Source organism: Stenotrophomonas sp. NA06056, assembly GCF_013364355.1.
Classification (GTDB): domain Bacteria; phylum Pseudomonadota; class Gammaproteobacteria; order Xanthomonadales; family Xanthomonadaceae; genus Stenotrophomonas.
This window is the reverse complement of record NZ_CP054931.1, coordinates 3114683-3128199: the sequence shown is the minus strand read 5'-3', so window position 1 is coordinate 3128199 and position 13517 is coordinate 3114683. Positions and strand designations below refer to the sequence as shown.

Below are 13517 nucleotides of genomic sequence, written 5' to 3'. Positions count from 1 at the left end.
CCGAATTGATCGAAAGCTGTCAGACTCGCGGCAGAGGGCACGGCAAGGGCCGTAGTGGAAGGTGCGATCGCTCAAGGGGGCGGCAATGTCGTTTTTGACTGACTCGACGGAGGGCGCTGTCGAAGGCGTCGGCGCGGCGCGCCGTATCGGCTGGATGCGCTTCGTCGGCAACGGGTTGGGCGCCGTCCCCATCGCCTCGATCATCCTCGAACGCCAGGACGGCGCGTTGGCTTGGGCCCTGCTACTGCTCAACGCGCTGGCGTGGCCGGCACTGGTGCTTGTGCTGACCCACCGCTCGCGCCAGCCTGCCGTGGTCCAGTTCCGCTGCATGGTGGCCGATTCCCTGTTCGGCGGTGGATGGATCGCCTTCATGGGGCTGAGCGCGGTGCCCAGCGCACTGTTCGCCGCGTTGCTGGTGGCCGACAAGATCGCCGCCGGTGGTGTGCGCCTGGCGGTGCGTGCCACGTTGGCGCTGATGATGGGGTTCGCGCTCACCTGGTGGGCGCTTGGGTTCCCCTATCAACCCGTGTCCTCGCAGCGAACGATCGTGCTCTGCGTGCCGTTCCTGTTCGTCTACGGCATTGGACTCAGCATCCTCAGCTGGCAGCTGGCGCGGCGGGTGAAATCGCAGAACCGTCAACTGCAGCGCCTGAGCCGGATGGATCCGCTGGTCGAGCTGGCCAACCGCGGTTTCCTGATCCTGCGCGCGCAGCAGGCGCTGGACAAGGCGCAAGGGCATGGCGGCTTCGCCTGTCTGCTGATGCTTGATGTGGATGACTTCAAGCACATCAATGATTCGCATGGGCATCGCGCCGGCGACGAAGTGCTGCGGCACATCGCCTCGACCCTGTGCAAGTTCGCGCGGCCAGGCGATACGCCGGCCCGCCTGGGGGGCGACGAATTCGTCGTGCTGCTGCACGACTGCGCACCGGTGGACGCGATGCATGTGGCTGAGCGAGTGCGTCTGCACCTGCTCGAGGCCGCCCGCCAGGCCACGCCGGGCATCGAGTTCAGCGTGAGCATCGGCATTGCCGCCACGCCGTGCGGCGGCAGCGTCGAAGACTGGCTGGCGCAGGCCGATCGCGCGCTCTACCACGCCAAGCGACAGGGCAAGAACACCGCCAGCTACGGCGAGTGAGCGCGCGGGCCCGCTGAAACAGACCAGACTCACTCAATCCAATGGCCGCCGAGATTCGAGATGAGAAGTGATGATCGTGGGATTGCCGCGATGCAACCGGGCGACTCATGGCCGGGTGGCGGCTATATCGAGCTTGCGGTCATGAGAGTGGACGACGTATTCCTGACACGTCGTCTGGGGCAGTCGCTGCTGAGGGGGAGTGAGCCCGGCATGGGAGCGTGGCGGTCGATGGGAATCCGGTTGCCGTCAGGGGCCGTTGCTGAACTGATCGCCCATGACGCCGAACCTGATGCGGGCTTCACCGTAAGGATCGATAGTCAATCCGATCCGCGCATTGCATTGCAGGAGATCCTTCATGGCCTCGGTCTTGGTGCTGAACAGATCATATGGTCCAGCATCGACATCAATTGGATGCAGTGTGCTGCCAAGTGACGCCAAGCTGGCCCAGGTATCGTCGATGACGATTCGGGCAATCAATTCAGTTTGATACGCTGGCAGGGGCGATCCTCTACCATGGGCCACCCCGCCCGGACGTGCCCCCATGCAAGACGCCCTCGTTGCCCAGCCCAAGCCCCCTGTCCCGAGGATCGCGGCCTGGCTGATGATGCTGCTGGGCATGTGGCTGGCACTGAAGCTTGGCCTGGTGGTGACCCTGCTTTCCGGCCTGCTGGTGTTCCAGCTGACCCATGTGCTGGCCTCTACCGTGGAAGGCAAGCTGCGTCCCGGGCGGGCACGGGCGATCGCGGTGATCGTGCTGTCGGCGGTGATCATCAGCGCGTTGGTGCTGGCTGGTATCGGCGTGGCTTCGTTCTTCCGCAACGAGACCGGTGGGCCTGACGTGTTGCTGGCGCGGTTGATGGACATCCTCAACACCTCCCGGCACCAGGTGCCGGCCCTGTTGCAGCCCTACATCCCCGAAGACCTGACGGCACTGCGTGCGGCGGTGAACGAGTGGGCCGCCGAGCACCAGCGGCAATTGGGCGTGGCCGGTACATCGGTGGTGCAGGTAGGCGTGCGCGTGCTGATCGGCATGGTGCTGGGTGCGATGATCGCGCTGTACGACGAACTGCCGCTGCCGAAGATGGGCCCCCTGGCGCAGGAGCTGATCGGACGCACCAGCCGCCTGGCCACCGCGTTCCGCCAGGTGGTGTTCGCCCAGGTCAAGATCTCGCTGCTCAACACCGTGTTCACCGCTGTTTTCCTGCTGGGTGTGCTGCCGCTGTTCGGCGTGCACCTGCCGCTGTCGAAGACGCTGGTGCTGATCACCTTCATCGCCGGGTTGCTGCCGGTGGTGGGCAACATCATCTCCAACACCATCATCACCATCGTGGCCCTGTCGGTGTCGTTCTATGTGGCCGTGGCTGCGCTGCTGTACCTGGTGGTGATCCACAAGCTGGAGTACTTTCTCAACGCGCGCATTGTTGGCGGCGAGATCCAGGCGCGCGCCTGGGAACTGCTGCTGGCCATGCTGGTGATGGAAGCGGCCTTCGGCCTGCCCGGGTTGGTGGCTGCGCCGGTGTTCTACGCCTATGTGAAGCGCGAACTGGTGGACCAGCGCTGGATTTGACCCGTCTTCACGCGGGTGCAGCGCTACACTGATCCTCACGCCAGAGGATACATCGATGGGCCGCAGGGCATCGCCAAACGGACTGCAGACCTGGCTCTGGATCCTCGGTGGCCTGTTCGTGCTGTGCACGCTGCCGCTGATGGCCATCGCGCTGGTACAGGGTACTCAGCGCTACACCGAGGCCGAGGCGAACCTGGTCAGCCTGCAGCAGTTGCGGCTGACCTTCGAGCTGGCCAATCTGGTGTCGGCCGAGCGTGGACCGGCCAACAGCCTGCTCGGGGCGGATATCGCCGATGCGCGGGAGCAGCGCCGGCTCGCCGCACAACTGGCGGTCGCCCGGCAGCGGGTGGACGCCGCGACGCAGCACCTGCAGACCGTGTTCCAGACCGACCCGCGGGTGGTGGACGAAACACCACGCCTGCATGAAGCGCGGCGTCGGCTGCAGACTGCGCGCGCTGCAGTGGACCGGGTCGCCGGGCTGCCCAGAGGCGAGCGCTCGGCCGAGCAGGTAGGGCACGCGATCAACAGCATGTTCGCTGTCTATGACCGGCTGCAGGCGCTGACCTCGGTGCAGATCAGCGATCTGGTCGCTGCCGATCGAGAAGCCGCGATTCCTGCCATGCAGGGGCAGATCCTGATCGACCTGCGCGAGCATGGTGGCCGCCTGGCATCGAACGTGATGGCGCCGCTGGCCGTGCCCGGCGCGTGGCGCGAGTCGCAGGTACGCGCCGCGCAGCAGACCGAAGGCCGCCTCCTGGAGCTGTGGCGGTTGGCGGCCAGCCACGAGTCGGTGTTCCGCAGCGAGCCGACGCTGTCCTGGCATTGGGACATGGCGCGCCGCCAGTTCTTCGGCCAGTCGTTGCCGATGGTGGAACAATTGATCGACGATGGCCGGCGCGGCGTGCCGCCACCTTGGACGGCAGCCGAGTTCACCTCACGCTACGTGCCGACCCTGCAATCCCTGGAAGCGCTGCGCGATGGTTACCTGGGCGTTTCGATTGCACGCTTCGAGCAGACCCGGAACAAGGAGGCGGTGCGCCTGGCCATACTGGCTGCCACCGCGCTGGGGACGCTGCTGCTGCTTGCGCTGGCGCTGCGCATTGCCCACGTGCAGATCCTGCGGCCGTTGCTGCAGGCGCAGAGGCAGGTGATCCAGATCGCCTCGGATACGCCGGGCACCGAGCAGCATGCCACCCACCCGATGGCGGAAATGCAGCGCCTGTTCGATGCCATCGAGGTGTTGCGGGCAAAGTCGCACCAGCGTTCGGCATTGACCCGTGAACTGCGCGAACTGGCCGATACCGATCAGCTGACCGGCCTGTTGAACCGGCGCTCGCTGGAGGAGCTGGTACGACAGCGATATGCCGATGGAAGCGTGCAGGCGGTGGTGATTCTGCTGGACGTCGATCACTTCAAGTCGATCAACGATGGGCAGGGCCATGCGGCCGGTGACGATGTACTGGTGCAGGTGGCGCAGTTGCTGCGCAGCCACCTGCGCCGCGACGACTGCATCGCCCGATACGGCGGCGAGGAGTTCCTGGTGCTGTTGGCCGAGGGCGATCTGGCCAGTGGCCGGCAGCTGGCCGAGTCGCTGCGGGTGGCACTGCGCGGCAAGGACATCGTGCTGAGCAGTGGCGACACCCTGCGGGTCACTGCCAGCTTCGGAGTTGCCCAAGGCACGCTTGATCCGATTGGCTGGCACGCACTGGTACGTGCTGCCGACACGGCCATGTACGCGGCCAAATCGCTTGGCCGCGACCGGGTGCAGGTGGCTACGGGTGGGCGCGGGGCACGCTGAGGGTGGTCTCGTTCATCGCCAGCGCACGCATTGCTGCCTAGACTGGCCGCTCGTCTGCCGGAGGAGTACGCCATGACCCTGCGTTCCGTTGTGACTGCCACGCTGGTGGCGGGCCTGTTCGCTGGCTGCGCCAGCAGCGCACCGCAAGCCGATGCAGGCGCCGATGCGCCGCGTCATCCGTCGATTGCCGCCGATGCCAGTCCGGTGCCTGCCTTTACCGGCGGCGGTGAGGGCTGGTCCATTGAAATCGCCTCCACCGGCAAGGGCAATCACGATTCCACGCTTACCATTGCCGGCCGCAGCAGCACCGGTACGTTGCTCTATCTCGGCCAACCGGCCGGTGCACCCAGTTCGTTGACGGTGCTCAACGGTGAGCTGGGCAAGCAGCCGACCATCGTCGAGATCAAGCGCGAGCCCTGCCGCAATGCCGAAGGCGTGGAGACATCGGCCAGCGTGCAGGTGACGGTTGAAGGCCAACCACAACGCCGGGGCTGCGGCTTCCTGGCGGTGTACTGACCCACGCACGCATGATCGACATCCCGTTGCTGGAAACACCACGCCTGCGCCTGCGCGCGCAGCGCCTGGACGATTTTCCCGTATATGCCGCATTCCTTGCCTCGCCCCGGGCACGCGGCATGGGCGGGCCGTTCGGTGAGGTCGCCGCGTGGGGGCAGTTCTGCCACGACCTGGCCAGCTGGCATCTGTTCGGACACGGTGCCTTGATGATCGAGCGCCGCGACACGGGCGAGTGCATCGGCCAGGTGGGCATCAACCATGGCCCGTTGTTCCCGGAACAGGAGCTGGGCTGGTTGCTGTATGCCGGGCAGGAAGGACACGGGTTCGCCAGCGAAGCTGCAGCGGCGCTGCGTGACTGGGCATTCGTGGTGCGTGGCCTGCCGACACTGGTCAGCTACATGGCGCCGGACAACCATGCCTCGCAGGCCGTGGCCGTTCGCCTTGGCGGGGTGTTGGATGGGACAGCGGTGCGCAGCGATCCGGACGATCTGGTGTTCCGCTATCCGTATTGAAGGTTGACGGTCGCGGAAGCGCGAGTGCGCTGCACGAGGCGCGCCGGGCAGGCTTGCCGCGTGAAGAAACCGGCAGCATCCATCCACGCCTCGGTCACCGCACTGGGCCGACGCTGGGCGCCCACCTGTTGAAGGCACTGCCCATGACTACGCTCACCCTGCCCGAACTGGCCAAGAAGATGGCCGGCATCGATTTCACCATGTTGCAGACCCACGCCGGTGGCCAGATCGCGGGCCGCCCGATGAGCAACAACGGCGATGTGGACTACGACGGCGACAGCTGGTTCTTCACCATGGAAAACACCGACATGGTGCGCGAGATCAGCGCTGACCCGAACGTGGCGCTGGGTCTTACCGGCAGCAAGTCGCTGCTGGGCAAGCCGCCGCTGTTCGTGCACGTGCAGGGCAGGGCAGCGCTGGTGCGCGATCGCGGCACGATGGCCCAGCACTGGGTGAAGGATCTGGAGCGCTGGTTCGAACAAGGCGTGGATACACCGGGGCTGGTGCTGATCCACGTGCATGCCAGCCGCATCCATTACTGGGATGGCGAGGACGAGGGCGAAATCGTGGTCTGATCACGGAACCCGCACGGGGCGCCTTGCCTTGCATCCATCGGTCAGGAGTGCGCAGGCTCGCCCGACCACGCCGCAAGTTCCGGCGCCAGCGCATGTTCCACTGCACGGCGCAGCAGTGCCGGTGCGACGTAATGCCGATGCGCGCTGTCGATCATCGCCATGTAGAAGCGGCCGAACGCATTGAGCGTCTGCACCCGCGAGCCCAGACTGATCTCAACCTGGCCGTCCTCGCTGAACTCCACGCGTACGCTGCTGCGGAACCGCAGATGGCGGTCATCGGCACCGAGCAGCACTTCGGCACACCGGTCATCCACATCCACCTGCGCATCCAGCACCGGGAAACGTCCGCCGAAGACGCGGCTGCGATCGGTGGACAGCAGTGACGACACCGGGCAGCCCAGCGGAGAGGTGCGTAGACGCAGCGGCGCAACCAGACGATTGCGCAGGGCCATCAAGCGGCCGACGCCCGCTGGCGGGTTGCGCAGGAATCCGTCCAGTACGTCGGCCAGCAGGGCAGAGGCGGAGCGATGACCGGTCTGCCCGTTGTGCAGCGTCAGCGTGGTCGTGTCGTTGTAGTGACTGTGTGGCAGTGCGCCGGCGAGCATCCCCTGCGTCGGTGCTGCGCTGCTGCAGACCGGGTACGCCGGCGTTGCCCGTTCCACGAATCCGCGCAGTGGCTCCAGGCTGAAGCGACGCAGCGGCCCGAGCAGCGTACGCGTCTGCGCACACAGGCGCGCGCGCAGGCTGGGCGCTGCCGCCTGCAGTGACAGTTGCAGCAACGGCGTGGCCGCCAGTGTGGCTGCGCTGGGCCAATGCGCTGCGGGCAGCACGTCGGTCAGGCTGGGGATGTCTGCGGCATTGGCCTGTGCCTGCGCGCGTGCGTGTTCGCTCATTGCCCCGGCCAGCTCATTGCTGTGGCACGAAAGTGCGAACAGGGCAGGGTGTGCCGGACTGTTCGAGGCGAACTGATGCCAGGTGCCGCCACCGAAGCGCACGGTGAACAGGCAGTCCGGTGGGATGCGGACACGACGCAGCGACCGCAGGAAGTATGAGGGATCGTCCGCCAGCTGCCCATCGGATGCGCTGGCAAACCGCAGTTCAGCACCCGCACTGCCGGCGATGGCGGTGAACATGCGTGGCCCGGCATGACGATGGAAGGGATGGCCACCGGCACCCACCACGAAGCTGTACAGCGATGACGCATCGCCGTGCTGCAGGTGCATGCCACCCAGTCGCGCCGAAGGCTCGTCCAGTGCATCGATGAAGGCCGGATGGTGACGCTGGCGCTGGCCGGCATCGCTCACCAGCGCATCGCCGGCACCGATGCCGAGTTGCGCGATCAGGATGACTTCCACCGGGCCACCGCCGTCCTGTGCCGGAAGCTGGATACTCGGGAACGAACGGCTGGTGCGGGTCGAACCGGGCATCGCAGTGCTCCTCAGCGGGCGGGGGTCTTGCGGCGTGCGCGCGCTTCGCGCTTCAGCGGGCCACCGACCGGACAGACTTCGGCGGCCCAGGAAAACAGTGTGTTGGCGAGGTGGTCGGGCACCTGCCGGAAGTACACGAACTGGCCGCGCTTCTCGCGTTCGATCAGGCCGGCGTCTTCCAGGATGCGCAGATGGCTGGAGAGTGCCGGCTTGCTGAAGTCGAAGCGCTCGGCCAGCTCGCCCGCGCTGAGTTCGCCGGCGCTGAGGTAGGCCAGGATCTGTCGACGTGCGGTGGAGGCCAGGGCTTCGAAGATGCGGTCCATGGTGGCAGTTAACTAATTCGTTAACTGATAGTCCCCCCGGCCGAGAGTGATGTCAAGCACGGTCTCGCCCATTGCGTTCTGCCATCTGGCTTTGCCATCCTCCCCGCTGCTTTCCGTTCCCTGGAGTTTCGATGCGCCCTGCGCCCTGGCTGATGGCTGGCCTGCTGCTGCCGATCGTGGTGATGGCCCAGCCCGTGCGTGCGCCGAAGGTACCGGCGCAGGATCCCTTCAGCGAACTGTTCGACACCGCCTGCATGCAGCACATCGGTGCACCGGCGCGGCTGCAGTCGCTGATGGATGCCAATGGTCTGGCGCCGCTGCAGCCGGCCGAGGCCGCCACGCTGCTGCAGGGCCAGCCGGGCATGGCGTGGATGGTACCGTTGGCCAGTGGCCGCTATGCGGTCAGCTGGGCCGACGATGGCACCTGCACCGTGTATGCCGAGAAGGCCGACCCGGCGGTGGTGCAGAAGGGCTTCGCGCGGCTGATGCAGGCCGCACCGAAACCGCTGCAGATCCGCTCGCTGCCCTCGCGCGGTCCATTGTCCGGCGACCAGGTGGCGATCCAGTACGGCTGGGCAACGCCGGGCGAGAGCAAGCTGCGCGTGCGCTTCCGGCTGGTTACCCGGCAGGCCGCCGAAGCAGGGGTGCAGGCGATGGCCTCGGCCACCCCGGGCGAGGCGATGCGTGAACAGGCCGCGTCGCCTGCACCTCCAGCGGCACCCATCCGGTAGCGCTTGCCAAGGCAGACGGTTCAGCCAACAGCCTGCGGATGTGATATATCGTTTATCGATAAATCCACCCCGAGGCGGCAGGGCCGCCTCACATCGGAGGCTGCTTGACCGCTCGTCCCGCCCGCGCCCTTCCCGCGCGCGGCTTGTTCACCCTGGCCCAGACCGCCGTGCAGGCGGTGCGCGCCATGTGCTGGCTGGGCATCCTGGCCGCGCTGCTGGCGGTGCCGCTGGTGGCCTATGACCGCCGTTGGCTGCTGGACAGCGTGCATGACATGCAGGCGGCGGCCGTGCATGGTTCGCATCTGTTCCTGCATTTCTGCATGGGCCTGGCCGCCATCGTCGCGCTGCTGGTGCTGTGCCTGATCTTCCTGCGCCATCTGGCGCGATTGCTGCGGTCTGCGGCCAACGAACGCCCCTTCACCCATGCCAACGCCGTGCGCCTGCAACGCATGGCCTGGCTGATGCTGGTGATGGAGGTGCTGTCCATCGTGATCGGCCTGTATGCCAGTTGGATGGGGCCGGACTTCACGTGGATGGAGGTGGGCGGTGGCATGTCGATCACCGGCCTGATCGCAGTGCTGATGCTGTTCGTGCTGGCCCGCGTGTTCACCGTCGGCGCAGCGATGCGCGACGATCTGGACAGCGTGATCTGATGAGCATGATCTGATGGCGATCATCATCACCCTCGACCGCATGCTGCAGCAGCGCGGCATGACCTTGTCCGAGCTGGCCGGGCGCATCGACATCACTCTGGCCAACCTGTCGATCCTGAAGACCGGCAAGGCACGTGCGATCCGCTTTTCCACGCTCGATGCGATCTGCCGCGAACTGCAATGCAGCCCCGGCGACCTGCTTGGGCATGACCCCACATCGGTGCAGGAAGGCGACTGAGCCCTGCACCGCATCACTTTCCCCTTACTGACGAAACGGACCTGAAATGGAATGGTTGGCTGACCCCTCGATATGGATGGGCCTTGCAACCCTGGTCGTGCTGGAGATTGTTCTCGGCATCGACAACCTGGTGTTCATTGCGATCCTGGCCGACAAGCTGCCGCCACACCAGCGCGACCGTGCGCGGGTGATCGGCCTGGCATTGGCGCTGCTGATGCGATTGGTGCTGCTGGCCGCGCTGGCTTGGATCATGAAACTGACCGAGCCGCTGATCACGCTGTTCGAGCACAGTTTCTCCGGGCGTGACCTGATCCTGCTGGGCGGCGGCTTGTTCCTGCTGTTCAAGGGCACGATGGAGCTGCATGAGCGGCTGGAAGGCCGCGAGCATCATGAAGATGGCAAGAAGGTCTATGCCAGCTTCGCGATGGTGGTGGCGCAGATCGTGGTGCTTGATGCGGTGTTTTCGCTGGACTCGGTGATCACCGCCGTCGGCATGGTCGACAACCTCGGCGTGATGTATGCGGCAGTCACCATCGCGATGGCGCTGATGCTGCTGGCCAGCAAGCCACTGACCCGCTTCGTCAACAAGCACCCGACCGTGGTGGTGCTGTGCCTGGGCTTCCTGCTGATGATCGGTTTCAGCCTGGTGGCCGAGGGCTTGGGCTACAAGATTCCGAAGGGCTACCTGTACGCGGCCATCGCGTTCTCGATCCTGGTGGAAGCGTTCAACCAGTGGATACGTTTCAACCGCGAGCGCAACGAGCAGCGCCAGCCGTTCCGCCAGCGTACCGCTGATGCAGTGCTGCGCCTGCTGGGTGCGCGCCAGGCCAATGGACAGCATGAAGAAGAAGCCGATGAGCACGGCAGTACCGAAGAGCGCTTGCAGCCGGCCGAGCAAGAGATGATCCGCAGCGTGCTGGGCCTGGCCGACCGTCCGGTTTCCAGCGTGATGACCGTACGTGCCGACGTGCAGTGGATCGACATGACGCGCGGCCACGACGACATGGTCGCACGCCTGGTGGCGTCCCCGCATACGCGGATGCTGGTGGGCGAGGGCGACCTGGACAGCCTGCGTGGCGTGGTGCAGAGCCGCGACCTGCTGGCCGACCTGCTGCAGGGCAAGCCGCTGCAACTGGAAGGCAACCTGCGCGAGCCGCAGTACGTGCTGTCCAGCGCCAGTGCGCTGCAGGCCCTGGAGCTGATCCGCCAGCACCCGGTGCCGTTGGCGGTGGCGGTGGACGAGTACGGTAGCGTGGAAGGCCTGGTGACCGCCAACGACCTGCTGGCGGCCATCGCCGGTGACCTGGCCGATACCCAGGACGAGCGCTATGGCGTGGTGTCGCAGGGCGAGGACTGCTGGGACGCCGACGGCGCGCTGACCCTGGACGACCTGCAGCGGCTGGCCGGCGTGTCACTGCCGCGCAGTGCGGACTACATGACCATCTCCGGGCTGGTGCTGGAACAGCTGGGGCGCCTGCCCGACATAGGCGACACGCTGGATGTGGCCGGTATCCGCATCACCGTGCTGGCGATGGAGAAGCGCCGCATCACGCGGTTGCGGGTGGAACGCCTGCCGGAAGCGTGACGACGATAGGGCCGAGCCCGTGCCCGGCTCTATCCATTGCCATCTTCTGCCGTCACCATGACGGGCCTGTTTGCCGTTCTGGATTGTCGCAGTGCTGAGTACGATTGGTTTTCTGATGGGCCTGTATGTGGCCTGGCGCCTGTTCTGGCCGCTGCGCCTGCCCGTCTGGTTGAAGGGGGGGCTGTCCGTGCTGCTGGTGGGCATGGCCGTGCAACTACGCATCGTCGCCAGCTTCTGGGGCACGATGGCCTCGCCGGAAATTCCGAAGATGGCCATTGCCACGCTGGCCACCGGCTCCACCGCCGTTCTGCTGCTGGCCCTGGCGCTGCTGGTGCTGGACGCTGGTCTGTTGGCCGCACGCCTGTTGCGCGCCCCGCGCGCCGTCTCTGCACTGCGCAGCAAGGCGCTACGCCCGTCGGCGGCGGTGCTGGCACTGCTGCTCAGCGCCTTTGGCGTAAGCCAGGGCATGGCCGTGCCCAAGCCGCGACAGATCGAGGTGGCCATTGCCGGGCTGCCGCAGGCCTTCGATGGCTACCGCGTGCTGCAGCTCACCGACATCCATGCCAGCCGCCTGCTCACCGGCGACTGGGTGCGCCAGGTCGTGGCTGAAAGCAATGCGCTGCAACCGGACCTGGTGGTGATCACCGGCGACCTCATTGACGGCACGGTGCAGGCGCGCCGCAACGATTACACGCCACTGGCGGATCTGCGTGCGCCGGACGGGGTGATCGCCATCACCGGCAACCACGAGTATTACGCGCAGTACAGCGAATGGATGCAGGCGTTCCGCGCGCTGCACATGCAGGTGTTGGAAAACAGCCACATCCTGGTGCGCCGTGGCGATGCTGCGCTGACCATCGCCGGGGTGACCGACCCGGTGGCCTCCCGTTATGGCCTGCCATTGCCCGACCTGGAAGCAGCGCTGGCCGGTGCCGACCCGGTCGCGCCGGTGATCCTTCTTGACCATCGGCCGCGCAATGCACGCGAAGCGGCGGCACGCGGGGTGAAGCTGCAGCTTTCCGGACATACCCATGGCGGCCAGATCATCGGCATGGACCAGCTGGTGAAGCGCGCCAACGGTGGATTCGTCTCAGGCCGTTACACGGTGGACGGCATGACGCTGTACGTAAGCAACGGGGCTGGCCTGTGGGCCGGCTTCCCGGCGCGCATCGGTGTGCCGTCGGAGATCACGTTGATCACGCTGCGTCGCGCGCGGTGACGCAGAACGGGGGCGGAGCCGTTTGCCACTGACTGCAAAGAGCTCTGACCCCCGACGCACCACATGGAAGGAACCATGTCTGATACCCGCGCGCCCATGGAACGCCTGATCCGTGCCAATGCGGACGAGATCAACCGGCTGCGCCAGGCCATCCGCGTTGCAGCTGGCGCGCGCTGGCGTGGCCCGGAAGAGATGCAGCGGCATGCGGCAGCCTGCGCTGAATTCAATCACCGCTATGAACGGCTCGCGTTCCCGGGTGGCTACGCCAACGCGCTGAGGCAACTTGCCGGACACGATCCGAATACGGTGGATGTCGTGCTGACCTTCCTTGAGGTGCGGCCGTTCTTCTTCCGTTCCGGATACATGTGGAAGACGCTGCTGAAACGTGTGCAGCGGGTGCCGATGGGCGTCAAGCAGCGTGCAAGGATGAAGAAGATCCTCGATGCCTACGCTGCCTATCGTGCTGGGATCCCTCTGTAGAGCCGAGCCCATGCTCGGCTGAAGCAGAGGCAGCCGAGCATGGGCTCGGTTCTACAGGGAGCCCGCTGTTCTACGAACTCCGCAGTGCTGCTCGCGCAGGCACATTCCGCCGCAGCGACTGTGCCCGCTTTGCGATCGCGCGCACCACGAAGGCCGTGAACAGCAGCGCCGAAGGCACCGCGTACCAGAAGTTGCCGGGCACGCGCTTGAAGTACGAGTAGGTGAACACCGCGGCGATGATCCACATGCCGGTGACGTGCAGGCGTCGCCATGCGGTGGGGCCCATGCGCCGGGCGATGCCGCGGTGCGAGGTGATCGCCAGCGCGAGGATGGCCACATAGCCCACCGTGCCAGGCAGATTGGCCAGGGCCGAACGTGCCGGCCAGAACGCCGGGTTGAGGATGCCGAACGCGGTGATCGCGATGGCATGCAGCAGGTGCGAGAACGCAAACGACAGGCCGATCATCCGGCGTTCGCGCAGCAGGAAGCGGCTGGTCGGCCCCGGCAGCAGGCTGGCGAACGAGGATGCGGTGAACGTGATCAGGAAAAGAAGGAACGACGTGCGTGCAGTAACCCGGATCGCCGCGCGACTGCCTTCGGCCACGTCGGCGTGCAGGGCGAACGCGGCCAGCGCAAAGGCGATGAGCACCACGGCAATGGCCAGGAACAGGCGCCAGCCGTGCAGGAAGGAAGTATTGGAAAAAGCCATTGTTCAAACCTCGAAATAGAAGTGGGTAGTGCCGGCCGCCGGCCGG

The 13517-nt window shown here is 66.1% G+C and carries 16 protein-coding genes; 13 read left to right on the top strand and 3 right to left on the bottom strand.

The features are described 5' to 3' along the window. Positions 1-85 precede the first annotated feature (85 nt). The 7 genes from HUT07_RS14030 to HUT07_RS14000 all read left to right on the top strand — a co-directional run bounded on the left by HUT07_RS14030 (position 86) and on the right by HUT07_RS14000 (position 6106). Positions 86-1138: a sensor domain-containing diguanylate cyclase gene (locus tag HUT07_RS14030; RefSeq protein WP_176021443.1), complete on the top strand. Its 1053-nt coding sequence runs from the start codon at positions 86-88 to the stop codon at positions 1136-1138. A 60-nt stretch (positions 1139-1198) separates the two neighbouring features. Next, a complete protein-coding gene (locus tag HUT07_RS14025) occupies positions 1199-1570 on the top strand; it encodes a hypothetical protein (protein ID WP_176021442.1) in 372 nt (123 codons plus the stop codon). 109 nt (positions 1571-1679) lie between these two features. Beyond that, positions 1680-2705, top strand: coding sequence for an AI-2E family transporter (locus HUT07_RS14020; protein WP_176021441.1), 1026 nt, complete (start codon positions 1680-1682; stop codon positions 2703-2705). A 55-nt stretch (positions 2706-2760) separates the two neighbouring features. After that, positions 2761-4503, top strand: a complete 1743-nt coding sequence (locus HUT07_RS14015) for a GGDEF domain-containing protein (RefSeq protein ID WP_176021440.1) — start codon at positions 2761-2763, stop codon at positions 4501-4503. A gap of 72 nt (positions 4504-4575) precedes the next feature. Next, positions 4576-5019 carry a hypothetical protein gene (locus HUT07_RS14010; protein WP_176021439.1) on the top strand — a complete coding sequence of 148 codons (444 nt, stop codon included), beginning with the start codon at positions 4576-4578 and terminating at the stop codon, positions 5017-5019. Positions 5020-5030: 11 nt separating this feature from the next. Beyond that, complete coding sequence (locus tag HUT07_RS14005; protein WP_176021438.1) at positions 5031-5531, top strand: GNAT family N-acetyltransferase; 501 nt, start codon at positions 5031-5033, stop codon at positions 5529-5531. A 143-nt stretch (positions 5532-5674) separates the two neighbouring features. Then, entirely contained in the window at positions 5675-6106 is a 432-nt protein-coding gene (locus HUT07_RS14000) for a pyridoxamine 5'-phosphate oxidase family protein (protein ID WP_176021437.1), read from the top strand. A gap of 41 nt (positions 6107-6147) precedes the next feature. Here HUT07_RS14000 and HUT07_RS13995 read toward each other — a convergent pair whose 3' ends face one another. Beyond that, positions 6148-7533 carry a DUF2867 domain-containing protein gene (locus HUT07_RS13995; RefSeq protein WP_176021436.1) on the bottom strand — a complete coding sequence of 462 codons (1386 nt, stop codon included), beginning with the start codon at positions 7531-7533 and terminating at the stop codon, positions 6148-6150. Positions 7534-7544: 11 nt separating this feature from the next. After that, positions 7545-7856: a metalloregulator ArsR/SmtB family transcription factor gene (locus HUT07_RS13990; RefSeq protein ID WP_176021435.1), complete on the bottom strand. Its 312-nt coding sequence runs from the start codon at positions 7854-7856 to the stop codon at positions 7545-7547. Between the two features lie 131 nt (positions 7857-7987). Here HUT07_RS13990 and HUT07_RS13985 point away from each other — a divergent pair, with 131 nt between their 5' ends. The 6 genes from HUT07_RS13985 (at position 7988) to HUT07_RS13960 (ending at position 12762) form a co-directional block, all read left to right on the top strand. Further along, positions 7988-8587, top strand: coding sequence for a hypothetical protein (locus tag HUT07_RS13985; protein ID WP_176021434.1), 600 nt, complete (start codon positions 7988-7990; stop codon positions 8585-8587). Positions 8588-8772: 185 nt separating this feature from the next. Continuing rightward, positions 8773-9240, top strand: a complete 468-nt coding sequence (locus HUT07_RS13980) for a DUF2975 domain-containing protein (RefSeq protein ID WP_176022558.1) — start codon at positions 8773-8775, stop codon at positions 9238-9240. A gap of 13 nt (positions 9241-9253) precedes the next feature. Beyond that, entirely contained in the window at positions 9254-9478 is a 225-nt protein-coding gene (locus tag HUT07_RS13975; RefSeq protein ID WP_176021433.1) for a helix-turn-helix transcriptional regulator, read from the top strand. Positions 9479-9524: 46 nt separating this feature from the next. Then, the gene (locus HUT07_RS13970) at positions 9525-11063 is read left to right on the top strand and encodes a TerC family protein (protein ID WP_176021432.1); all 1539 of its coding nucleotides are present in this window, start codon (positions 9525-9527) and stop codon (positions 11061-11063) included. A gap of 82 nt (positions 11064-11145) precedes the next feature. Beyond that, positions 11146-12282, top strand: a complete 1137-nt coding sequence (locus HUT07_RS13965) for a metallophosphoesterase (protein WP_176022557.1) — start codon at positions 11146-11148, stop codon at positions 12280-12282. Between the two features lie 75 nt (positions 12283-12357). After that, entirely contained in the window at positions 12358-12762 is a 405-nt protein-coding gene (locus HUT07_RS13960; protein WP_176021431.1) for a hypothetical protein, read from the top strand. Positions 12763-12832: 70 nt separating this feature from the next. Here the strand turns inward: HUT07_RS13960 and HUT07_RS13955 are convergent, their stop codons facing one another. Then, positions 12833-13471 (bottom strand): ferric reductase-like transmembrane domain-containing protein, encoded by a 639-nt coding sequence (locus HUT07_RS13955; protein ID WP_176021430.1) that lies wholly within the window; start codon positions 13469-13471, stop codon positions 12833-12835. Positions 13472-13517: the final 46 nt, after the last annotated feature.